Origin of the sequence: Streptomyces lacaronensis (assembly GCF_047337785.1) — a bacterium.
In the GTDB taxonomy this organism is placed as follows: domain Bacteria; phylum Actinomycetota; class Actinomycetes; order Streptomycetales; family Streptomycetaceae; genus Streptomyces; species Streptomyces lycopersici.
The window spans coordinates 5,033,526-5,054,105 of the sequence record NZ_JBLHDK010000003.1; the positions used below are offsets into that span (position 1 = coordinate 5,033,526).

At 71.7% G+C, this 20,580-nt stretch carries 20 protein-coding genes and 2 pseudogenes; 11 read left to right on the forward strand and 11 right to left on the reverse strand.

Features of this window, described 5'->3' with window-relative positions:
* The first annotated feature begins 6 nt into the window (after positions 1-6).
* A complete protein-coding gene (locus ACMTAK_RS21415; RefSeq protein WP_413807713.1) occupies positions 7-1,473 on the forward strand; it encodes an FG-GAP and VCBS repeat-containing protein in 1,467 nt (488 codons plus the stop codon).
* 148 nt (positions 1,474-1,621) lie between these two features.
* On the opposite strand, the gene ACMTAK_RS21420 is transcribed toward ACMTAK_RS21415, so the two are convergent.
* Complete coding sequence (locus ACMTAK_RS21420) at positions 1,622-1,918, reverse strand: GYD domain-containing protein (protein ID WP_413807714.1); 297 nt, start codon at positions 1,916-1,918, stop codon at positions 1,622-1,624.
* A 199-nt stretch (positions 1,919-2,117) separates the two neighbouring features.
* Between ACMTAK_RS21420 and ACMTAK_RS21425 the strand changes: the two genes are divergently transcribed.
* Entirely contained in the window at positions 2,118-3,104 is a 987-nt protein-coding gene (locus ACMTAK_RS21425) for an alpha/beta fold hydrolase (protein WP_413807715.1), read from the forward strand.
* A 261-nt stretch (positions 3,105-3,365) separates the two neighbouring features.
* On the opposite strand, the gene ACMTAK_RS21430 is transcribed toward ACMTAK_RS21425, so the two are convergent.
* Positions 3,366-4,586, reverse strand: coding sequence for a hypothetical protein (locus ACMTAK_RS21430; protein ID WP_413807716.1), 1,221 nt, complete (start codon positions 4,584-4,586; stop codon positions 3,366-3,368).
* A 140-nt stretch (positions 4,587-4,726) separates the two neighbouring features.
* Positions 4,727-6,343 carry a serine/threonine-protein kinase gene (locus ACMTAK_RS21435; protein ID WP_413807717.1) on the reverse strand — a complete coding sequence of 539 codons (1,617 nt, stop codon included), beginning with the start codon at positions 6,341-6,343 and terminating at the stop codon, positions 4,727-4,729.
* A gap of 188 nt (positions 6,344-6,531) precedes the next feature.
* Between ACMTAK_RS21435 and ACMTAK_RS21440 the strand changes: the two genes are divergently transcribed.
* From ACMTAK_RS21440 to ACMTAK_RS21460, 5 genes are all read left to right on the forward strand, one after another.
* Positions 6,532-7,470 carry a TetR family transcriptional regulator C-terminal domain-containing protein gene (locus ACMTAK_RS21440; protein ID WP_413807718.1) on the forward strand — a complete coding sequence of 313 codons (939 nt, stop codon included), beginning with the start codon at positions 6,532-6,534 and terminating at the stop codon, positions 7,468-7,470.
* Positions 7,471-7,519: 49 nt separating this feature from the next.
* Complete coding sequence (locus ACMTAK_RS21445; RefSeq protein WP_413807719.1) at positions 7,520-8,413, forward strand: beta-keto acid cleavage family enzyme; 894 nt, start codon at positions 7,520-7,522, stop codon at positions 8,411-8,413.
* Positions 8,414-8,490: 77 nt separating this feature from the next.
* The gene (locus ACMTAK_RS21450; protein WP_413807720.1) at positions 8,491-9,504 is read left to right on the forward strand and encodes a 3-hydroxyacyl-CoA dehydrogenase NAD-binding domain-containing protein; all 1,014 of its coding nucleotides are present in this window, start codon (positions 8,491-8,493) and stop codon (positions 9,502-9,504) included.
* Positions 9,501-9,974: a thioesterase family protein gene (locus ACMTAK_RS21455; protein ID WP_413807721.1), complete on the forward strand. Its 474-nt coding sequence runs from the start codon at positions 9,501-9,503 to the stop codon at positions 9,972-9,974. Before ACMTAK_RS21450 ends, ACMTAK_RS21455 begins: the two co-directional genes overlap by 4 nt.
* 170 nt (positions 9,975-10,144) lie before the next feature.
* On the forward strand, positions 10,145-11,056 hold the full coding sequence (locus ACMTAK_RS21460; RefSeq protein WP_413807722.1) for a class I SAM-dependent methyltransferase: 912 nt from the start codon (positions 10,145-10,147) through the stop codon (positions 11,054-11,056).
* Positions 11,057-11,066: 10 nt separating this feature from the next.
* On the opposite strand, the gene ACMTAK_RS21465 is transcribed toward ACMTAK_RS21460, so the two are convergent.
* The gene (locus ACMTAK_RS21465) at positions 11,067-11,480 is read right to left on the reverse strand and encodes an SRPBCC family protein (protein WP_413807723.1); all 414 of its coding nucleotides are present in this window, start codon (positions 11,478-11,480) and stop codon (positions 11,067-11,069) included.
* Positions 11,477-11,788 carry an ArsR/SmtB family transcription factor gene (locus tag ACMTAK_RS21470; RefSeq protein WP_262700443.1) on the reverse strand — a complete coding sequence of 104 codons (312 nt, stop codon included), beginning with the start codon at positions 11,786-11,788 and terminating at the stop codon, positions 11,477-11,479. The genes ACMTAK_RS21465 and ACMTAK_RS21470 overlap by 4 nt, the downstream gene beginning before the upstream one ends.
* Positions 11,789-11,886: 98 nt before the next feature.
* Between ACMTAK_RS21470 and ACMTAK_RS21475 the strand changes: the two are divergent.
* Together ACMTAK_RS21475 and ACMTAK_RS21480 are read left to right on the forward strand one after the other, a co-directional pair.
* A pseudogene (locus ACMTAK_RS21475) lies at positions 11,887-12,117 on the forward strand (NADP-dependent oxidoreductase); the annotation flags it as partial.
* A gap of 213 nt (positions 12,118-12,330) precedes the next feature.
* Entirely contained in the window at positions 12,331-13,257 is a 927-nt protein-coding gene (locus ACMTAK_RS21480) for a 1-aminocyclopropane-1-carboxylate deaminase/D-cysteine desulfhydrase (protein WP_413812961.1), read from the forward strand.
* Positions 13,258-13,307: 50 nt separating this feature from the next.
* Here the strand turns inward: ACMTAK_RS21480 and ACMTAK_RS21485 are convergent, their stop codons facing one another.
* The 3 genes from ACMTAK_RS21485 to ligD are packed head-to-tail and all read right to left on the reverse strand — an operon-like array spanning position 13,308 to position 16,024.
* Positions 13,308-14,042, reverse strand: a complete 735-nt coding sequence (locus tag ACMTAK_RS21485) for an MBL fold metallo-hydrolase (RefSeq protein WP_413807724.1) — start codon at positions 14,040-14,042, stop codon at positions 13,308-13,310.
* Positions 14,043-14,096: 54 nt separating this feature from the next.
* Positions 14,097-15,038 carry an ATP-dependent DNA ligase gene (locus ACMTAK_RS21490; RefSeq protein WP_413807725.1) on the reverse strand — a complete coding sequence of 314 codons (942 nt, stop codon included), beginning with the start codon at positions 15,036-15,038 and terminating at the stop codon, positions 14,097-14,099.
* A complete protein-coding gene (gene ligD / locus ACMTAK_RS21495) occupies positions 15,035-16,024 on the reverse strand; it encodes a non-homologous end-joining DNA ligase (RefSeq protein ID WP_413807726.1) in 990 nt (329 codons plus the stop codon). The genes ACMTAK_RS21490 and ligD overlap by 4 nt, the downstream gene beginning before the upstream one ends.
* A gap of 30 nt (positions 16,025-16,054) precedes the next feature.
* Here ligD and ku point away from each other — a divergent pair, with 30 nt between their 5' ends.
* Positions 16,055-17,149, forward strand: coding sequence for a non-homologous end joining protein Ku (gene ku / locus ACMTAK_RS21500; protein WP_413807727.1), 1,095 nt, complete (start codon positions 16,055-16,057; stop codon positions 17,147-17,149).
* Between the two features lie 225 nt (positions 17,150-17,374).
* Here ku and ACMTAK_RS21505 read toward each other — a convergent pair whose 3' ends face one another.
* The gene (locus ACMTAK_RS21505; RefSeq protein ID WP_413807728.1) at positions 17,375-18,202 is read right to left on the reverse strand and encodes an NAD(P)H-binding protein; all 828 of its coding nucleotides are present in this window, start codon (positions 18,200-18,202) and stop codon (positions 17,375-17,377) included.
* Positions 18,203-18,353: 151 nt separating this feature from the next.
* Here ACMTAK_RS21505 and ACMTAK_RS21510 point away from each other — a divergent pair, with 151 nt between their 5' ends.
* A complete protein-coding gene (locus tag ACMTAK_RS21510; RefSeq protein ID WP_413807729.1) occupies positions 18,354-18,962 on the forward strand; it encodes a TetR family transcriptional regulator in 609 nt (202 codons plus the stop codon).
* 26 nt (positions 18,963-18,988) lie between these two features.
* On the opposite strand, the pseudogene ACMTAK_RS21515 reads toward ACMTAK_RS21510, so the two are convergent.
* Positions 18,989-19,198, reverse strand: a pseudogene (locus ACMTAK_RS21515) (beta-1,6-galactanase); the annotation flags it as partial.
* Between the two features lie 81 nt (positions 19,199-19,279).
* Positions 19,280-20,491, reverse strand: coding sequence for an RNA-guided endonuclease InsQ/TnpB family protein (locus ACMTAK_RS21520; protein WP_413812962.1), 1,212 nt, complete (start codon positions 20,489-20,491; stop codon positions 19,280-19,282).
* Between the last annotated feature and the right edge of the window lie 89 nt (positions 20,492-20,580).

Sequence of the window (20,580 nt, forward strand, 5' to 3'; positions counted from 1 at the left end):
GGACTTGTGCGCAATAGAACCCGAGGTGTGGTGGGCGTGGCGGTGGGTGCCGTCGTGACCGCCGCCGTGGCCGCCGGGGCCGGCGCCGTGGTGTCGAACGGCGACGGGACCGACCAGAAGCAGCCCTCCCCCACGACTGCCGCGGCGGGGAAGACCACACCGGGCGATATCGACGGCGACGGCTATGCCGACCTCGGTGTGGGCGCGCCCGACGGGACCGTTTCGGGGAAGTCCAAGGCGGGCTACGTGGGGGTGACCTACGGGGCCAAGGGCGGGGTCGACACCGCGCGGCACGGCACGTTGTCGCAGGCCAGCCCGGGGATTCCCGGCACGCCCGAAGCCTCGGACCACTTCGGCTCGGCCGTGGTGCGCGGCGATGTGGACGGGGACGGGTACGGCGACCTGATCATCGCCGCGAACTACGAGGCCATCGGCGACGCCAAGCGGGCCGGTTCGGTCACGGTCGTCTTCGGCTCGAAGGACGGCCTCTCCAGCGACGCCATCGCCTTCCACGCGCCGAAGGCCACCGCCTACGCGCTGTTCGGCGACCGGATGGCCGTGGGCGACTACAACCACGACGGCCGCGACGACATCGCCATCTCCGACGGCACCGAGGTCCAGGTCGTGAACGGCGCGGCGAACCTGCGCGAGACGGCCACCCCGAAGATGTCCAGCGTCACCCCGCCCGGCGGTGGCGCGGGCACGGAGCACCTGTCCTCCGGCGACATCAACGGGGACGGCTTCGCCGACCTGGTCACCGTCGCCTACCAGGACGACCCCGCCGACGAGGGCACGCTCGGCGTGCTGCCCGGTTCGTCCGCGGGGCTGAAGAGCACATCGCTGGGCGAGGACGTACCGCTGCCGTTCGCCTCGTACCGGGCCGTGGTGGGTGACATCAACGGCGACGGCAAGGACGACGTCGTCACGGACACCGGGTTCACGGACGGTCCGGACGACGCGCGTCTGCGGACGTACCCCGGCACGGCCGAGGGGCTCGACACCGCCAATCCGGTGAACTGGACGGGCAAGGCGCAGAACGGCATCGCCTCCCGGCTCACCGACATCAACGGCGACGGCCACGACGACCTCGTCGTCAGCGACACCGGCGCCGAGGCCCCCGGGGGCTACAACGACGCCGGTGCCATCACCGTACTCAAGGGCACCAAGGACTGGCTGACCGACGCGGGCGCGCAGACCTTCTCCCTGGACACCGAGGGCGTCCCCGGCGACATGACGGGCGGCGACTGGTTCGGCGACGCCATCTCGCCGGCCGACTACAACGGCGACGGCAAGCCCGACCTGGCCGTCGGGGTCCCGAACCGGACCGAGGGCGCGGGCGCGGTGGCCCTGCTGTACGCGGGCGCCGACGGGCTCACCGCCGAGGGCTCCGCCCTCATCGGACCGGGCGACCTCGGCTCCCCGGCGGACGACGCCGCGTTCGGCAAGGAGCTGTCCGGCCCCGCCACGAAGTAGCACCACCTGGTGGTTGGTTCGGTGGCCCGGCCCGCGTTCTTCCGGGCCGGGCCACCGCAGGACACCATCCACGCCGCCGAGGGCACCAGGAGGGTTCCCCTCCCGGACCGGCCTCCGCATGGGCACCGCTCCTCCTGCGCGCACCGCCTCAGCCGGCGACCTTGGCGATGATGCGGCCCATGTCCTCCCGTCCGAAGGCCCTCAGGGTCGTGGTGCGGACATTGCCCAACGCGCCGAGCTGGAGCGACGCCGCGGTCGCGGTCTCGTCGTCCGGGGCCTCTACGATGCACACGAGGTCGTACGGCCCATCCGTCCAGTAGATGTCCACGAGCCGCGCCCCGAGCTTGTTCAGCGACGCGGCGAAGTCCTCGGTGCGTTTGGTGGTGTCCTTGTAGGCGCGGACTCCCTGCTCGGTCCAGTTCAGCAGCGTGATGTACGTGGCCATGGCCCTCACCTCCACGAGAAGACTCACCGTGCGATCAATTCTGGAAGTAATGCCGCGAACCCGCACATCTGGTGCGTCGGCGAGCGGCCGGAGTGGTTTGCCGAACTGGCAACGGGTGTGGTCCGAGCCGCCGACGGCACGGCAAGCTCGGACCCATCGGCCGCCACACGGAATGTTCGGCGCGACCCGGGAGGGAACCATGCCGCAGACACCGCCCACAACCGACCTCACCCACCGTCTGGTGCCCTCACCCGCCGGGCGGATCCACCTCGTGGAGCGGGGCACCGGCCCGCTGGTACTGCTCGTGCACGGCTTTCCGGAGTCCTGGTACTCATGGCGCCACCAGCTGCCCGCGCTGGCCGCGGCCGGGTACCGGGTGGCCGCCCTCGATGTCCGTGGATACGGGCGCTCGTCCCGGCCCGCGACGGTGGACGCGTACCGGATGCGGGAGCTGGTGGCGGACAACGCCGCCGTGGTGGAGGCGCTCGGCGAGGAGTCCGCCGTGGTGATCGGGCACGACTGGGGCTCGCCCATCGCCGCCAATTCCGCCCTGCTGCGCCCTGATGTGTTCCGGGCGGTCGGGATGCTGAGCGTGCCGTACGCCCCGCGTGGCGGCCCCAGGCCCTCCGAGGTCTTCGCCGGGATGGGCGGGGACGAGGAGTTCTACGTCTCCTACTTCCAGGAGCCGGGCCGGGCCGAGGCGGAGATCGAGCCGGACGCGCGCGGCTGGCTCGCGGGGATCTACGCGGCGCTGTCGGGCGACACCATGCCCGGACCCGATCTGCCCGACCCGCACTTCGTCACGCGCGGCCGTACGCTGCGCGAACGGTTCCCCGCCGGACGGCTGCCCGCCTGGCTGAGCGAGGGGGACCTCGACGTCTACGCCGGTGAGTTCGAGCGGACCGGGCTGAGCGGAGGGCTGAACCGCTACCGGAACATGGACCGGGACTGGGAGGACCTGGCGGAGTACGACGGCGCGCCCATCACCCAGCCGTCGCTGTTCGTCGGCGGCGCCCTGGACGCCTCGACCGCCTGGATGGGCGACGCGATCAAGGCGTACCCGAGCACGCTGCCCGGGCTCGTCGGCTCGCACATCCTCGAGGACTGCGGCCACTGGATCCAGCAGGAGCGCCCGGAGGAAATCAATCGGCTGCTGGTCGACTGGCTGGATTCGCTTCCCGCGTGACGCGTACGGCCCGCCTGAATGCGGGGTGTGCGGAGATGTCCGTGAAGCGCGGGACCACGGTCATGGGGCTTGCCGCGGCCGCCGCCGCGCCGACGGCAGGGCCGTCGACGCCACCGACATCCGAGCGCCGCGTTCACCGACTACCAGGCGTCCCTGCGGCTGCGCTGCCGGCGCCGGGATATCGGCGGGCCGCCCACACCGGCCGACGCGTTCATGAAGCCTCCGGCGGCACCGGCGGTCAGGGCTCCTTCCCCATGCCCGTCAGCCTGGGCGCTGGAGGGCGCGGAAGTCGTCGAAGAAGCCGTAGTTGTGGGCCGGTGAGCCGTCGTCGGACGGCTTCACGGTGCGGTTGGCGTAGAGGCTGTTCAACAGCCAGGGTTGCTTGTCCGGGCCGAAGTTCCGGGTCATGGCGGCGCCTTGGGTGACTCCGTACGTGGCCACGGCGAGGCGTCCGGTGTCGCGGAAGTGGCGCACCTGGTCCCGCAGGAAGTGCTTGTTGTCCTCGAACCAGGGGCTCATGGCGAGGAAGTCGCGCCACTTCTCCTCGGGGAAGGGATGCTCGATGGCCTCCTTGATCACCTTCCACACCGGGGTGTCCGGCGGAAGGCGGTAGCGACGGGCGAAGCGCGCGGGGATCGTGTCGTTCAGGTGCAGCTTCCACAGCTGGACCAGGGAGAACTCGGTGACCAGGAACTTCTGGCCGGCGCGGAGGCGGGGCAGGATGTAGTCGAGATAGGGCTGTACCTTCTCCGGCGCGGACACATGGGGGTGGATGTCCACGCCCTCGATCTCCGGGGTCCGGCGGGTGAAGGACAGCCAGCGGTCGGTGGCCCGCGTCCGCTTGTCCGGCTTGTCGAGGTAGTTGAGTGCCCCCATGTGGAGGTGGGTCCGGCAGCGCGAGCCGAAGTGCTTCTTCCGGTACGCGATGATGTGCTCCGCGACGTGCTCATAGAACGCGTTCAGCGCGCCCGAGCGGCGGTCCTGGGCAAGGCTCTCGATGAACGGTTCGTTGCCGATGGCCAGGACGTCGACGGTGTCGAGGACGGTGTGCAGAACCTTGTCGACTCGGGCGAGTTCCGCGTCCATGGCGGAGCTGCCCGGTCGGGGTATCGGCCGGTGGTTGTAGGGGAACTTCAGCGAGAGCACCGTGCTGTGGCCGAGCCGATGGGCGTCCAGGAGCTTCGCGATGGCGCGCTGCTGGGAGGCGTCGTCCGTGACCTCGGGCATCGGAACGAAGCCCCGGAGCCAGTTCGCGGAGAGCTCGCGCAGTTCGCCGAAGGTCACGCTGTCCGGGTCCTCGTTGAAATTCGCTCCCAGCGCGCCGTCCGGCCCGTCGGCGGGGGTCCTGGCCTCGGGGGCGTGACTGGTCTTGTCGGCGGAACCTCGTTCGCCCTGTGTGCACCCCGCGGCGATGAGGGATCCGGCCGTCAGGGCCAGAACACGTCGCCGTGCGAGCGGCTTCTTCCTCTTCTCCGAATCCACGTGACGCTCCCCTTCCGTGCTGGTGCCCCGGGCGTTGCTGCCCGGACCGCCCGGAAGGATGCGTCGACGAAGCCCGCGCGTTGCCCATGCTGCCCACGTTTTTCGCGGAACCGCGTGCACGGGCGTGCCGCGCCGCCCGGTCAGCGGGTGATCTGCACGGTGACGGTGAGGGCCCCCTTGTTGTCGTCGAGGCAGCCCTCGCCGTCGTTGATGCGGAGTTGCAGGGTGCCCTGGCGGGTTGCCGTGAAGTGCCATGCGCGCCCTACGGCATGGGGGTTCCCGGGGTTTCCCGGGTAGCGGCCCAGGAGGGCGCCGAAGGGGACGGCGGGCTTCATCTTGCAGTCCTCCCAGGCGAAGTTGAGGGATTCGTCGTCGGCGCGGGTGTGGCCGGCCGGGCCGACGAGGGGGAGGTTGGCGGAGTCAACGGTCCAGGTGCCGCTGGTGTAGCGGACCGACACCTCGTCGCCCTTCTGGACCGGGGTGCTCGTCGCGGGCTGCCAGCCGCGCGCCGCGTCCACGGTCACCTTGCTGATGAGGGTGCCGGGCTGCGCCGCGTCGTCGTCGCCGTCGGACGGGGGCCCGAAGGCGAAGAAGAGCCCGGTGGCGAGGGCCGCCACCGCGAGCGCCGCGCCCGCCGTCCACCACCAGGTCCGGGCCCGGCCCCGGCCGCGGGGGCGAGGGGGTGGCGATCCGGCCGCCTGGTCGACGACGGTCGGTTCCCGGTCCAGGGTGGGGGTTCCGGCCAGCGTGGGGCTTCCGGCCAGGGTGTGAGGCGCGGTCGGCGCCGGGCTTCCGGCCAGCGTGTGGGATCCGGTCACCGTGGGGGGCGCCGTCATCGTCGGGGGGTCCGCCAAGCCCGTGGGGCTCTCCGGGAAGCCGCCCGGGGTCCCTGCCGTCCCCGCGGGCTCGGCCGGGGGCAGTGGGCCCGGGTCTTCCGCCCCGTCCGCCACGCGTCGCAGCGCGGCCCCGATCGTGGCCGCGGACGGGCGCTGGTCCGGTGACTTGTTCAGCAGGGCCTCGACGACGGGCCGCAGGGCGCCGACCCGTTCCGGGATCTCCGGGTCCGCGAAGGTGACCGCGTGCAGCGCGGCGGCCCCCGTGGAGCGCTGGAAGGGCGGGACGCCGGAGGCGACCGCGGACAGGGTCGCGCCCAGCGACCACAGGTCCGACGGCGGGCCGACCTCCTCCGCCGTCAGCCGTTCGGGCGCCATGTAGCCGATGGAACCGAGGAGTTCACCGGTGGTGGTGAGCGACTCGTCGTCTTCCAGGGCGGCGATGCCGAAGTCGGTGAGGACGGCGCTGCCGTCCCGGCGCAGCAGGATGTTCGCGGGCTTGACGTCGCGGTGCAGCGCCCCGGCGGCGTGCACGGCCTCCAGCGCGCCGAGCAGCTGCAGCCCGAGGGCGGCGGTGTGGCTGGGGGTGAGGGGGCCGTCGTCCGCGATCCGGCGGGCCAGGTTGGGGCCGTCGATCAGCTCCATCACGATCCACAGCCGGTCGTCGTGTTCGACCAGGTCATGGACGCCCACCACATGCGGGTGGCGCACCCGGGCGACGGTACGCGCCTCTCTCAGCGCCCGGCGCAGTCGTCGGTGGTACTCGTGGTCGTCGCTCGCGACGTTCAGCTCCTTGGCAGCGACCTCGCGCTCCAGCATCTGGTCGTACGCGCGCCAGACCGTGCCCATACCGCCTCGCCCCAACCGGTTGCCCAGCTGGTAGCGGCCGCCGATAAGCCGTACGCCGTCCCCATCCGATGTCACCCGATCTCTCCTGTTCTCACGCCCGGTGAGCATAGTCGGAAGTGTTCGAACATCATCGGGCACAACTGATGCATCAGTCAGCCCGCATCGCAATTCCTGGGTGAAATTCCCACGGATTTAGGTAGAAAGCGGGCGCCCTGCCATCACATTCATTGCGGTTATCTCAACGCATCCGTACCGTGTCGGCCATGCGGCAACAGTTCGACGTGGCGGAACGCGTACGTCAGGTGATCGGCGAGGCCGGTTGTACCCAGCGCGAATTCGCTCGGCGGGTCGTGATGGACCCCTCCAAGCTCTCGCGTTCGCTCAGCGGGAGCCGGCGCTTCACCGTGGCCGAGCTGGCGCGGATCGCCGACGCCGGGAACGTGGACGCCGGATGGCTGCTGGGCACCACGACGGCCGACGCGGCGGACGACGGAGCCGAAGGAGCGTACGGCGGTGCGGTCGGCAGGGCGGTGGGGGCGCCCAGGCCGCCCGCCCCCACCGCGCCCCCCGGCAGCGGACGGCCGCTCCAGATCGTGCGGGAGACGGTCCGGCTCATCGCCGAGCGCGGCTTCCACGCCGTACGCGTCGCCGACATCGCCGCCGCCTGCGACACCAGCACCGCCACCATCCACTACCACTTCCCGGGCCGCGCCGAACTGCTCGAGGCCGCCGTGCGCTGGTGCATGGACGAGGACACCGCGCGCCGCGCCGCCCGGATCGCCGCGGCCGACGACGCGCGCGAGGAGCTGCGGCAGCTGATCGCGCTCCAGGCGCCGTACACCGAGCGGCAGCGGCGGCAGTGGCTGGTGTGGATGGACCTGTGGGCCGAGGCCGCGCGGTCCACGGCCATCGGGCGGCTGCACGCCGACTTCTACCAGCAGTGGCGGCGGACCGTGGCCGAGGTGATCCGGCGCGGGATCGAGCAGGGGGTCTTCCGCACCGTCGACCCGGAGTTCAGCGCGCTTCGCCTGACCGCGCTGATCGACGGACTCGCCATCCAGGTGCTGGCCACCGAACCCGGTGCGGGCGGTACGAGCGCCGAGGCCATGGACATCGCCTGCAACGCGTACGTGGACACCGAATTGACCGCACGGCGCTCCGGCGCCGACGCGGCCGGACCGGCCGACCGGCCCGGACCGTAGCCGAGGCACCGCAAGAGTGCGGTGCGCCGCGAGAGAGGGAGAGAAGCCCATGCCCATGAACGACAGCGTCATCATCACCTGTGCCCTGACCGGCGCCGGTGACACCGTGGGCCGCAGCCCCCATGCCCCCGTCACCCCCGAGCAGATAGCCCGCTCCGCCGTCGAGGCCGCGGAGGCCGGGGCGGCCGTGGTCCACATCCACGTACGCGACCCCGAGACCGGCGCCCCCGCCCGCGATCCGCGGCTCTACCGCGAGGTCGTGGAGCGGGTCAAGGAGACCGGCACCGACGTCGTCATCAACCTCACCGCGGGCATGGGCGGCGACCTGGTCATCGACCCCGAGAACCCGCTCACCCACCTCCCCGGCACCGACCTGGTCAGCGGCCTTGACCGGCTCCCCCACGTCGAGGACCTGCTGCCCGACATCTGCACCCTGGACTGCGGCTCGCTCAACTTCGGCGACGGCAGCAACCTCTACGTCTCCACCCCCGACATGCTGCGCACCGGCGCCAAGCGCATCCAGGAGCTGGGCGTACGCCCCGAGCTGGAGATCTTCGACACCGGGCAGCTGTGGTTCGCCAAACAGCTGCTGGCCGAGGGGCTGCTGGACGACCCGACCGTCTTCCAGCTGTGCATGGACATCCCGTGGGGCGCCCCGGCCGATCCGGGCGTGCTCGCGTCGATGGTCAACATGCTGCCCGAGGGCGCCCAGTGGGCCAGCTTCGCGCTGGGCCGGATGCAGATGCCGTGGGTGGCGCAGTCCATCCTGCTCGGCGGGAACGTGCGGGTCGGTCTTGAGGACAACCTCTACCTCAGCCGGGGCGTCAAGGCCACCAACGGCCAGCTCGTCGAGCGCGCGGTCCAGATCACCGAGCTGCTGGGCGCGAAGGTCGCCACACCGGACGAGGCGCGGCAGCGGCTGGGCCTCAAGCCCCGCGCGTAATCCCCCCACCCGCTCCCCTCTCTTCCTCCTCTCCCCTCAGACCCTTCCTCCTCCCCCCTCACACTCTTAGGACCGCCATGCCCTCATCCCCCTGCACCCCCGAAGAGGTACGCCGCGTCGCCTGCGTCGGCGCCGGAGTCATCGGCGGCGGCTGGGTCGCCCACTTCCTGGCGCGCGGCTACGACGTCACCGCCTGGGACCCGGCCCCCGACGCCGAGGAGAAGCTGCGCCGTCTCGTGGCGGCCGCCTGGCCCGCCCTGGAGCAGATCGGCCTCGCCGACGGCGCCTCCCCCGACCGGCTGACCGTGACCGCGACCCTGGCGGAGGCCGTGGCCGACGCGCAGTTCGTCCAGGAGAGCGCCCCGGAGAAGCTGGAGCTCAAGCGGTCGCTGCTGGCCCAGCTGGACGCGGCGGCCCCGCCCGGGGTCGTCATCGCGTCCTCCACCTCCGGCTATCCGATGACCGATATGCAGACCGAGGCCGCCGGCCCCGGCCGCCTCGTCGTCGGCCACCCCTTCAATCCGCCGTATCTCATTCCGCTGGTCGAGGTCGTCGGCGGGAAGCAGACGGATGCCGCGGCGGTCGAGTGGGCCTCGCGCTTCTACGAGGTGGCGGGCAAGTCCGTCATCACCATGGAGCGCGAGCTGCCCGGCTTCATCGCCAACCGGCTCCAGGAGGCGCTGTGGCGGGAGGCGCTGCACATGGTGGCCAACGGTGAGGCCACGGTGAAGGAGATCGACGACTCCATCACCGAGGGACCCGGGCTGCGGTGGGCGTTCATGGGTCCGTGCCTCACGTTCGCCCTGGCGGGCGGCGACGGAGGCATGGGACATATGCTCGACCACTTCGGACCCTCGTTGAAGTCTCCGTGGACCCGTCTCGAGGCGCCTGAGCTGGACGACACGCTGCGTGCGGCCATGGTCGACGGCTGTGACGAGGCGGCGGGCAGCCGTACCATCGCGCAGCTCGTCGCGGAGCGGGACCAGGGCGTCATAGACGTCCTGCGGGCGACTGGCCGTCTGCCGCGGCAGCGCACCGAGGGGACGGACGGCATCGCACATACCCCCAGCACCATGGGAGACGAGAAGTGAGCAGCACGCTCCCCGACTACCGGCAGACCGTACGTCCCGAGTGGATCGACTACAACGGCCATATGAGCGAGGCGTTCTACGTCCTCGTCTTCGGCCACAGCACCGACGAGATGATGGTGGAGACCGGGCTCGACTCCGCCTACCGCGCCAAGACCGGCTGCTCCCTCTACACCGTGGAGTCGCACATCCGGTACCTGAGCGAGGTCGAGGAGGGCGCCGAGCTCACCATCCGTACGCGCGTCATCGGCGTGGACGAGAAGAAGGTCCGGTTCACCCACGAGATGCATGTGGGCGAGCCGGACGGCGCCCCCGTGGCCACGACCGAGCTGCTCGCGCTCCACATCGACCAGAAGGAGAGCCGCTCGGCTCCGTTCCCCGATGAGGTGCGGAAGCGGCTGACTGATCTGCTCGAGAAGGCCCCCGAGTGGGCGGGCCGGGCGATCGGCCCGGTTCCGGCCGAGGCGGGTTGAAGGACCGCCGTACCGCCTGAACGCCCCGGTCCCGGATTCGTCCGGGGGCCGGGGCGTTCGCCGTTCCGGATGGGGGATCGGGTGAGGTTGAATGGCGGTGGAACGCGATGGAAGCGGTGGGGGCGATGGGGGAAACGCCGAGGGACGCGTGTGCGAGGAGTGACGACGCCATGGCGGACGCCGGACCGGACGGTAACGGGAACAGGACCGGGAACAGAGCCGGGAACGGGGCCGGGGACGGCACGAGGGACGGCAACGGCGGTCGGCGCGTCGAGCTGAGTGAGGTCCCCGAGACCCTGCTGTGGAACCTCTATATGCGGGCCGCCGAGGCCCGCCGGGCGCGGACCGTGCTGGACGACCCCAAGGCCGTGGAGCTGGTCGACCGCGTCGACTACCCCTTCGAGGAGACCTTCGGAACGCCCAGCCCGCTGCTGGCGCAGGGCCAGGCGCTGCGGGTCCGCACCTTCGACACCGCCGTACGGGCCTTCCTCGACGAGCATCCGGACGGCACGGTCGTCACGCTCGCCGAGGGTCTGGAGACGCAGTACTGGCGGGTGGACAACGGGCGGGCGCGCTGGCTGTGCGTGGAGCTGCCGGAGACCGCCGAGGTGCGGCGGGCGCTGCTGCCGGACGAGGAGCGGCGGCGCACCCTCGCCCGCTCGGCGCTCGACCTGTCCTGGCGGGACGAGGTCGACCCGGCGCGCGGGGTGCTGATCACCGCGCAGGGGCTGCTGATGTATCTGCGGCCCACCGAGGTGAAGGACCTGATCGCGGGGTGCGCCGAGCGGTTCCGGGGCGGGGCGCTGGTCTTCGACGCGGTGCCGCGGTGGTTCAGCGCCCGCACGATGCGCGGCGAGATGCGCACCGCGCGGGGCTACAGCCCGCCGCCCATGCCGTGGGGCATGGACGCGGGTGAGCTGCCGAAGGTGCGGACGGCCCATCCGGCGATCACGGACGTGCGCGAGGTGCCGCCGCCGCGCGGGCGGGGGTTCTACTACGGGGTGCTGGCGCCGCTGATGCGGTGGCTGCCCGCGGTACGGAACCTGCGGCCGACGATGACGGCGATAGCCCGCTTCTCGTAAGGCTTGCCGATCAGCCCGCCGGTTCGGCGAGGACCTTGGCGAGCCGGCGCAGGACCGAGGGCCAGCCGCGCCCCATCCCGTCGAGCGCCTTCCTGCCCAGCGGGGAGTCGAGGTCGAACCCGGCGTGCTCGAGGAAGAGCCGGGTGCCCGCGCCCTCCGGTTCGAGGCGCCAGGTGATGGTGGTGTCGAGGGTGGTCCCGGCGAACCGGTAGCTCAGCAGCCGCTCCGGCTCGACGGCGATCACCTCGCAGGGCTGCTCTCCCCAGGGCCCCATGTCGAGCGTGAAGCGGTGGCCGACCTCCGCCCGCACATCGCCCGCGGCCCACCACCGCGCGTGCAGCCGCGGATCGGTGAGGGCCTTCCACACGACGGCCGGAGGGTGGGGCAGGAACTGGTCGCAGTGGATGGCGTCGGGCTCGGTCATGGGTTCTCCTCGTCGAGGACGTCGCGCAGCGCGTGGAGCCGGGCGCGCCAGTAGTGCTCGAAGGGATGCAGCCACTGCCGCACCTCGGCGAGCGGATCCGGCTCCAGGTGGTAGTACCGCTGCCGCCCCCGCGGCTCCTCCCGTACGAGCCGGGCCAGCCGGAGCACCTGGAGATGTTCCGAGATCGCCGGTCTGCTCAGCTCGAACTCGCCCGCGAGGTCGTTGACGGCGCGAGGGCCGTCCCGGAGGCAGTCGAGCAGTTTGCGGCGCACGGGGTTGGCGAGCGCGCTGAAGACGTCTGTGGGCACGGCTCGGAGATTACGTCGGAAATCTCCGACGCGTCAACGTTTCCCGACGCGTCGGGGTCCGGCTGACCTTGCTCCGCGCTCCACGCTTGGTTGGGGGCATGACGAAGCACACGTACCGCGAAGTCCGGCTGGCGGCCCGCCCCGAGGGACCGGTCAAGGATGACCTCTTCGAGATCGCGGAGGTGCCGGTCCCCGAGCCAGGACCGGGCCAGGTCCTCGTGCGCAACACCCATATGGGCGTCGCCGCCGTGACGCGCACGCTGATGGACGAGAACACCGACGTGCCGATGCCCTCCTTCGAGATCGGGGCACCGCTGAACGGACCGGCGGTCGGCGAGGTCATGGCCGCCCCCGGCACCGAGCTCACCCCCGGCGACCTGGTGGAAACACCGGCTCGGCCGGCGCGAGTACGCGCTGCTCGACGCGCATCAGGCGCGCCGCCTCGAACCGGGCCTGACGCCCGACCCGGCCGCCTGTCTCTCCCAACGAGGGGCAGCGGCGAGAATGGACAGGTGAGACGCCCACTGGACACCGCGCCCCCGATACGGCCCCGGCTGCCGTCCCCCGTGCGGGACGTGGCCGACCCATGGCTCGCCGACCGGGGCGTGGAGCTGCGGCTGAAGCGGGACGACCTCATCCACCCGCTGGTACCGGGCAACAAGTGGCGCAAGCTCACCCCGAATCTGCGCGCGGCCGTCGAGCAAGGCCACACCCGGCTGCTCACGTTCGGCGGGGCGTACTCCAACCACATCCGGGCGGTGGCGGCGGCGGGCGCCGCGTACGGGCTGTCGACGGTCGGGGTCATCCGGGGCGATGAGCTGGCCGACGCGCCGCGCAACTGGTCGCTGGCGCGGGCCGAGGCACACGGCATGGAGCTGGCCTTCGTCACCCGCTCCGCCTACCGCGAGACGCTGCGCGGCCTGGGTGAGGACGGCCCTGGCCCCCTGCGGGCGCTGGAGGAGCGGTGGGGGCGCGCCTACGTGCTCCCGGAGGGCGGTACGAACGTCCTGGCGGCGCGCGGGGCGGCGGAGCTCGTCGCGGAGCTGCCCGACCTGGGGCCGGCCGATGTGGTGTGCTGCGCGGTGGGCACCGGCGGCACGCTGGCCGGGATCGCCGCCGCGCTCCCGGCTGGTGCGCGGGCGGTGGGGTTCGCCGTCCTGAAGGGGGCGGAGGGCTACCTGGACCGCGAGGTGGCCGCGCTGCACGAGCGGGGGTGGGGGCGGCCGTTCGGCGACTGGCGGATCGAGCACGGCTTCCACGGCGGCGGGTACGGACGGGTCCCGGCGGAGCTGGAGGCGTTCGCGGCGGAGTTCGAGGCGCGGCACGGGGTCCGGCTGGAGCGGCGGTACGTGGCGAAGCTGCTGTGGGGTGTGTACGGGCTGGCGGAGCGGGGCGAACTGCCCCCGGGCAGCCGGGTGACGGCGGTGGTGACGGGGCCTCCGGATCCGGTGGGCCCGCCGGATCCGTAGAAGCGGGTGGGCCCGCCGGGCGGTAGGAGCTACGGCGGGAGCCGTGGCGGTCACAGTTCGACGCGCAGCCCGTCGTGGGCAACGTCCCAGCCGCTCAGATCCTCGGCCAGCGCCGTCGGGGACAGGTGGGTGAGCAGCAGCCGTCGGCAGGTGAAACGGTCACGGTGGCGCGCGAGCGTGTCGAGGTCGAGATGCCAGCGGATGGGGCGCGGGCTGTAGCCCTCGCACAGGAACAGCCCGACGCCGTCCGCCGCGTCGAGCAGGGCGTCGGTCCACTCGGTGTCGCCCGAGTAGGCCATCGCTCCGCTCGGCCCCTCCACCCGTAGCGCGTAGGCGGGAGCTCCGGAGGCGTGCCGCACCTCGAAGGGGGTCGCCCGCAGGGGCCCCAGCTCCCTGGGGCTCCGGTCGGCGTGCTCCACGACATGGACGTCGAAGCGCCGTCGCACCCCGCTAGAGCCGGGGAACAGCGCTTCCATCGCCCGCGTCAGCCGGTCACCGGTCCCGGGCGGGCCGACCACGGTCAGATCACGGGTGCGGCGCCGGAACTGCCCGTCGAGTACGAGGAACGGCAGACCGCCGAAGTGGTCACCGTGCAGATGGGTGACCAGGGCCGTGTCGATGTCGTTGGTCTCGATCCCCTGCTGACGCATCGCCGTCAGGCTGGTCGCGCCACAGTCCACCAGGACGTGGGGCGGCCCGGCCGGGTCGGGGGCCACCGCCAGGCAGGTCTGGAACCGCCCGCCCGAGCCGAACGCGTCACCGCTGCCCACGACCGTCACCCGCATCCGCGCATCGTCGCACGGCCGGGGCACACAGGACACGGGGTCGGCCGAAGGCGATCAGTCGGGGATGCGGAGGCGCATGACTCTCGTCGCCGCGTGGCGGACCGTGCCTTCCTGGCGGACCTCGACGGTCAGGTCCGGGGCGACGGGGCGGTAGGCGATCTCGGCGCCGACCCGGTCCAGGGCGGTGGGGAGTTCGGCGGGCGGGGGCCGGTGGTCCGGCAGGTCGCGCAGGGCCGTGCTGAGCTGGGCGCGGACGGCCGTGGAGAGCGGGGCGGAGATCAAGGGCACGTCGTCGCCGGGGAGCACCAGCGCGAGGGCGCGCGGGCGGAGGCGGGGGCCGACGACGCCGACGACCACGGCGTCACGGGTCTCCGAGTGGCGCACCTTCCGCCAGTGGCGGCCCGGCCGGTAGGGCTGGTCCAGCTCCTTGATCACCAGGCCCTCGATGCCGATCTCCAGGAGCGACTCGTACCAGGTGGCGGCGAGCTCCGGATCGGTCGTCATCGGCACGGCCTGGAGCGGTGGGCCGAGCGGTTCGAGAAGCGCCATCAGCCGGGCGCGGCGCTGTTCGTACGGATGCGGCCGCAGATCCTCCGCGCCGATCGCGAGCAGGTCGAAGGCGGCGTAGGAGGCGGGCAGTTCCCGGGCGAGCCGCCCCGCCCGTGACTCGGACGCGGCGAAGGCGCGCTTCTGGACGGCGGCGAAGTCCGTACGGCCGCCCGCCCACACCACCACCTCGCCGTCGAGGACCGTGCCGGGCGGCAGCGGCCGCGCGGCGGCCGCCAGGTCGGGGAAGGCGCGGGTGATGATGCGGCCGGAGCGGGCCTGCATCCTTACGGTGTCCCCCAGCCGGAAGATCAGCAGCCGATGGCCGTCGAACTTGGGCTCGTACGCCAGCCGCCGTCCGGGCGGTGCGGTGGGCAGGATCGGGACGACACGGGCCAGCGCCACGTCCACGGGTGGCTGAAGGGGCGGCTCATGGGAGGACGAGGTCATCGGTCGGCCACGCCTTCGTCGTCGCCCTGGCCGTTGTCCTCGCCCTCCTCGGCGACCTCCTCGCCCTCCTCGGCGTCGTCCTCGACGGCGGCCTCGCCCGTCGGCAGCGGGCGCCCCTCCGCCGGGTCCAGCAGCGGGGCGAGCAGATCCCCGTGGCGGTCGAGCCGCTCGGGGATGTCGTCGATCAGGAAGGTCAGCGCCGCGGGTTCGCCGCACGCCTCGACCTCCTCCCAGGTGACGGGCGCGGAGACGGCCGGTTCGGGGACGGCGCGGGGGGTGTACGGGGCGGCGGTGGTCTTCGCGGCGGCGTTCTGGCTGAAGTCCACGTACACCTTCCCGGGCCGCAGCGAGCGGGTCATCTTGCGGATGACCAGGTCCGGCATGGCGTTCGCGGCCTCCAGGGCCAGCCGTCTGGCGTAGGCGGTGGTCTGCCGGGAGGGGGTCGGCTCCACCGGCACCAGCAGATGCAGCCCCTTGGAGCCACTGGTCTTCGCGTACGCCGTAAGGCCGTCGGCGGCCAGCCGTTCGCGCAGCCATACGGCGACGGCGCGGCAGTCCACGATCGTGGCGGGCGGCCCGGGGTCGAGGTCGAAGACGAGCCGGTCGGCGATGCCCACGCCCTGGTCGATCCGCCACATCGGGGTGTGGAGCTCCACCACGAGGTTGGCCGACCACATCAGCGAGGGCAGATCCTGGATCACCACCTGCCGCGCGGTCTCCCCCTTATGGCGGGTGACCTCGGCCGTCGTCACCCAGGAAGGCGTGCCCGGAGGCGGGTTCTTGGTGAAGAACTTCTGGCCGTCGGGGCCGTCCGGGTAGCGCAGGAACGCCAGCGGCCGCCCGCGCAGATGGCCGAGGAGCGCGTCCGCGGTCGACGCCAGATAGTGCAGCAGCTCGCCCTTGGTGGTGCCGGTGGCCGGATGGATGACCTTGTCGAGGTTCCTGAGCGTGATCCGCCGCCCCTCCACCTCCGCGATCGGGGACATACGATAAGAATCTCACGAAAGGGATCAAGCATGCGATCTATCTGGAATGGGAACATTTCCTTCGGCCTGGTGAGCATTCCGATCAAGATCTATCCGGCCACCGAGGACCACTCGATCTCGTTCCGGCAGATCCACACCCGCGACAACGGCCGCATCCGCTACCGCAAGGTCTGCGAGCTCGAGGACAAGCAGGTCGAGTCGAGCGAGATCGGGCGGGCCTACGAGGACGCGGACGGCGCGCTGGTCCCGATCACCGAAGAGGACCTCGCGGCGCTTCCGCTGCCCACCACCCACACCCTGGAGATCGAGGCGTTCATCTCCGCCTCCGAGATCGATCCGCTCCAGATGGGCGACGCCTACTACCTGGGCACCAGCGGCGCCGCCGGGGCCAAGCCGTACACCCTGCTGCGCGAGGCGCTCAAACGCAGCGAGAAGGTCGCCATCGCCAAATACGCCCACCGCGGCCGCGAGCGGCTGGGGATGCTGCGCGTCGTGGGCGACACGATCGCGCTGCACCGGCTGCTCTGGCCGGACGAGGTACGCGAGCCCGCGGGGGTCGCCCCCAAGGAGAAGGTGACCGTGAAGCCGGCGGAACTGGACCTCGCGGACACCCTGATGGAGACGCTCGGAGAGGTGGATCTGAACGATCTGCGCGACGACTACCACGAGGCGCTGGAGGAGCTGGTCGCGGCGAAGGTGTCCGGCGCCACGCCCACCGCCGAGCCCGGTGAGCGGCCCGCGGGCGCGCAGGTGGTCGACCTCATGGCGGCGCTGAAGGAGAGCGTCCGCAGCGCCAAGGAGGCCCGGGGCGAGGGGGCCGGGGAGGCCGCGGAGGCCCCGGCGGGCGAAGCCGGGGAGGAGGCGGAGGCGACGGTCCACGAACTGCGCGGCCGTAAGAAGGCACCGGCGAAGAAGGCCGCGTCGGCGAAGAAGGCGCCCGCGGCCGAGAAGAAGACGGCGGCGAAGAGAGGCGGGACGAAGACGGCGAAGACCGCCAAGGCCGCGGAGGAGCAGCCCGCGGGGAAGGCCGCCGGGAAGAAGCAGACGGGGACGAAGAAGGCCGCGGCCAAGAAGACCACCGCGAAGAAGCAGACGGGCAAGCGCGGCACGCGGACCGCCTCCTGACACGGGCCCCACAGCGCACCTGCGGCGGGCTATCCCCTACCCGCCCCTTCCCGAACCATGGGCCTCCGCCCCCTGGACCCCGGACGGCTGATTTCAGCCCCTCCGGCGATTGAGGAGCGGGGTCCGGGGCGGAGCCCCGGTTGTGGGAAGGGGCGGGTCGGGGAAGGCCCGCCGCAGGCGCGACCCGGTGCACACCCGGGCCCCGGCGCCGGCGCGGTACGCGCCTCAGCGGAAGGCGGCCACGTGGTCCTCCACCCACTGGGCGAACGTACGCCCGGGGCGGCCCGTGATGCGCTCCACCTCCGGCGAGATCGCCTGCGGCCGGTCCACCAACTCCGCGAAGACCCGCAACAGCGAGTCCGCCATCTCCGGTGTGACGAACCCGCCGGACATCCGCTCCCGCGCCGCCTCGTGCGGGATCTCCTCGTACCGCAGCGGCCGCCCGATGGCCTCACCGATGACGCGCACCTGGTCGGCGAAGCTCAGCGACTCGGGTCCGGTCAGCTCGGGGGTCTTGCCGACCAGGTCGTCGGCGAGCAGGGCACGGGCGGCGACCGCGCCCATGTCGGCCTCGTGGATGAGCGCCATCTGCGCCCCGGCGTACGGCCCGTACACCACGTCCCCCGCCTTGATCTGGTCCACCCACTGCAGCGCGTTCGCGGCGAAGCCACCCGGGCGGACGAACGTCCACTCCAGCCCCGTGGCCTCGACCTCGTCCTCCAGGGCGCGGTGGCGGGCGCCGATCGGGTTCGTCTGGGGGTCGACGTCGTCCAGGACGGAGGACGAGGAGAGCATCACGATCCGCCGCACCCCGCCCTCCTTGGCCCGCTCGAGGATCTTCTCGGACCCGACCTGCCAGACCACCGCGGGGTTGAGGAACAGCGCCGTGGCGCCGTCCAGGGGCAGCTCGTCGGTGCGGGCCGCCCGCACGCCCTCCGGCAGCCGGGCCGCCTCGGGGTCGCGGGTGAGCGCGAGCACCTCGGCGCCCGCGTCGGCCAGGTGCTTCACCACATGGCTGCCGACGTTTCCGGTGGCTCCGGTCACCACGAACATGATCGATCTCCTTGCCTGTCCTGCGATCCCGTACGTAACCGCAGCCAGATTCATCCAAACGGATGAAGTTGTCAAACAGTTAGATGAGAGCATGGCGGGTACCCCGGCTAGCCTGTCCGGGCCGACAGCTGTCCGGGCCGAGGAAGAGGAGATGACGACGATGCACGGGACGCCCAGGAGGCCCCGCCGCGCCCCCACGCCCGAGGAGCGCAAGCAGTGCCCGGAGCGCTCCCGGCGGCTGCTGCTGGAGGCGGCCATGGACGAGTTCTCCGAGAAGGGGTTCGCGGGCGCGCGCGTCCAGGACATCGCGGACCGTGCGGGCCTCAACAAGCAGCTGATCACCTACCACTTCGGCGGCAAGGAGGGCCTCTACCGGGAGCTGGGCCGCGAGTGGCTGCGGCGCGAGGCGACCTTCAACGACCCCGCGGTCCCCTTCGAGGAGCTGGTCGTCCGCTACCTCCGGGAGGCGTTCGACGACCCCCGCGGCATCCGGCTGGCCATCTGGCAGGCGCTGACCGGCGAGGTGGGGGACGAGCCGCGCGAGGACCTGTCCGACATGCGGCGCCGACAGGCGGCGGGCGAGCTGGCGGACGACCTCGACCCGGCCGCCGTGCTGCTGATGTGCTACGCCATGGTCTCCGCACCGGCCACCATGCCCCACGCCGTCCGCCAGATCTTCGGCGTCGAGCCGGACTCGCCGGAGTTCCGGGAGCGGTGGGAGGAGCAGTTGCGCCGCGTCGTCCGCCACCTCGCCGCGTAACCGCGCGCCCTACCGCCGGCTTCGGCTCACTCGGTCACCCCGTCGATCTGGAACGTCTGCACCGACTTCTCGGCGAACGGAACGCTCAGCCGCTTCCCGTCCAGCGCCGTGTCCTGGCGCGCGGTGTACAGGTCGCCGGTGCCCGAGGTCTGCGTGGACCAGCGCGGCACCAGCCCGCCCGTGCCCCCGGTGACCTGGCCGAAGCGGGACAGATCGAAGGTGAGCGTCTGCGCGGCGCCGGGCCGGGCTGCAGCTGGGGGCTGGGGTCCATCACCTGCCATTGACATCCACGCCGCCGCAAAGTGCGACGTCCCCGCCTACCGCGCCGGTGTCGGCACTGGTTTCGGGTGGGTTCCCGCTTCGCCGCGCTGCGCCGGGATCGGAGATCCTGGTCTTACCTGCGCTTCACGGGCTGTCACCGCCAGTCCGGCGGCCTTGGCGACGTTAACCGCCGCGTTGATGTCCCGGTCCAGAACAGTCCCGCATGCCCTGCACGTCCAGAGACGGATGTGCAGAGGCTTGGGACCGTCCTTTGCTCCACACTGCGAGCACACCTGACTGGTGGGCTCGAACCGGCCGATGCGCACGAACGTACGCCCGTAGCGCGCGGCCTTGTACTCCAACATGGCCACGAACGCCGACCATCCAGCGTCACGTACCGACTTGGCCAGACGCGTGCGGGCGAGCCCATTCACCGCCAGATCCTCCACAGCGACCGCTTGGTTCTCACGGATCAGCCGAGTGGAGAGCTGGTGGTGGAAATCGCGCCGCGCGTCAGCAACCCGTGCATGAATGCGGGCCACCTTCCGCCGGGCCCTGTCCCGGTTTTTGCTGCCCTTCTCCTTACGGGACAAGGCACGCTGGGCCTTCTTCAGCCGCTTCTCCGCCCGGCGTAGAAAGCGCGGAGAGTCGACCTTCGTCCCATTGGATAGCACCACGAAATGCCCGAGCCCGAGATCGATACCCACCTCGTGGGATGTCTCCGGCAGGGCTGCCTCGGGGCCAGTCTCGACGACAAAGCTCGCGAAGTACCGGCCCGCGCTGTCCCTGATCACCGTCACTGTGGACGGCACCGACGGCAGCGTGCCAGACCACCTGACCGGTACGTCACCGATCTTCGGTAGACGCAGTTTCCGGCTTGGCGTAATGAACCAACGGGCATTTGCGGTGAACCGGACCGCCTGCCGGGTGTCCTTCCGCGTCTTGAACCGGGGCTCGCCCGTGCGGGGGCGCTTGTCCTTCAGGCTGTCGAAGAAATTCTGGTAGGCCGCATCCAGATCTCGCAGGGACTGTTGGAGGACGACAGCGGACACCTCGCCGAGCCAGGCCCGCTCGGGCGTGCGCTTCGCCTCGGTGATAAGCCGCTTCGATAACTCACTGGCCTTCGGGAAGGGCAGCCCCTGCTCACGGGCGGTCTTCCGCGCCCGAAGCGCGTCGTTGTAGACCACTCGTGCACACCCGAACGTCCGTGCCAGCGCCGCGCTCTGACCAGCACTCGGATAGAGGCGGAAGCGATACCGAAGCTGCACACCGATCACGCTACGCAACTGGCTCACGAATATCGACGGGAACGTCTGTTCCAGTTCTCATGCGCCCGAAATTCGGTTGCCTCCGCCCG

Excerpts from the sequence above, each read along its gene's own strand:
- ACMTAK_RS21420 (WP_413807714.1), bottom strand. The coding sequence starts at position 1,918 with ATGGCCACGTACATCACGCTGCTGAACTGGACCGAGCAGGGAGTCCGC.
- ACMTAK_RS21425 (WP_413807715.1), top strand. The coding sequence starts at position 2,118 with ATGCCGCAGACACCGCCCACAACCGACCTCACCCACCGTCTGGTGCCC.
- ACMTAK_RS21440 (WP_413807718.1), top strand. The coding sequence starts at position 6,532 with ATGCGGCAACAGTTCGACGTGGCGGAACGCGTACGTCAGGTGATCGGC.
- ACMTAK_RS21445 (WP_413807719.1), top strand. The coding sequence starts at position 7,520 with ATGCCCATGAACGACAGCGTCATCATCACCTGTGCCCTGACCGGCGCC.
- ACMTAK_RS21450 (WP_413807720.1), top strand. The coding sequence starts at position 8,491 with ATGCCCTCATCCCCCTGCACCCCCGAAGAGGTACGCCGCGTCGCCTGC.
- ACMTAK_RS21460 (WP_413807722.1), top strand. The coding sequence starts at position 10,145 with ATGGCGGACGCCGGACCGGACGGTAACGGGAACAGGACCGGGAACAGA.
- ACMTAK_RS21465 (WP_413807723.1), bottom strand. The coding sequence starts at position 11,480 with ATGACCGAGCCCGACGCCATCCACTGCGACCAGTTCCTGCCCCACCCT.
- ACMTAK_RS21485 (WP_413807724.1), bottom strand. The coding sequence starts at position 14,042 with ATGCGGGTGACGGTCGTGGGCAGCGGTGACGCGTTCGGCTCGGGCGGG.
- ACMTAK_RS21490 (WP_413807725.1), bottom strand. The coding sequence starts at position 15,038 with ATGACCTCGTCCTCCCATGAGCCGCCCCTTCAGCCACCCGTGGACGTG.
- ligD (WP_413807726.1), bottom strand. The coding sequence starts at position 16,024 with ATGTCCCCGATCGCGGAGGTGGAGGGGCGGCGGATCACGCTCAGGAAC.
- ku (WP_413807727.1), top strand. The coding sequence starts at position 16,055 with ATGCGATCTATCTGGAATGGGAACATTTCCTTCGGCCTGGTGAGCATT.
- ACMTAK_RS21505 (WP_413807728.1), bottom strand. The coding sequence starts at position 18,202 with ATGTTCGTGGTGACCGGAGCCACCGGAAACGTCGGCAGCCATGTGGTG.
- ACMTAK_RS21510 (WP_413807729.1), top strand. The coding sequence starts at position 18,354 with ATGACGACGATGCACGGGACGCCCAGGAGGCCCCGCCGCGCCCCCACG.